The sequence below is a fragment of the Methanococcoides sp. AM1 genome, from assembly GCF_900774055.1.
Lineage (GTDB): Archaea > Halobacteriota > Methanosarcinia > Methanosarcinales > Methanosarcinaceae > Methanococcoides.
In genome coordinates this window covers 1-204 of record NZ_CAAGSW010000045.1, presented here as the reverse complement: position 1 = coordinate 204, position 204 = coordinate 1, and the positions used below count along the sequence as shown (strand labels likewise).

The 204-nt window shown below is 42.2% G+C and carries 1 protein-coding gene; it reads right to left on the bottom strand.

The annotated features are described in order from the left end of the window. Window positions 1-204 (bottom strand): PKD domain-containing protein (locus E7X57_RS12305; RefSeq protein ID WP_135613314.1); only part of this gene is annotated, 204 nt, incomplete at both ends.

Here is a 204-nt window from a genome sequence, read left to right as displayed (position 1 = left end):
TATTACTGACAGTAAGATTGACAGTATACAAACCAGCTGTATCATACGTATGAATTATATTCTGACTGGAGTAATCCTCAGTACCGTCAGCATCAATATCCCAGGACCATGACGTTGCATTGGTTGACAGATCAGTAAACGCAACGCTCAGGGGAGCAATACCTTCAGTGACATTAGCACTGAAATCGGATACCGGAAGTATAG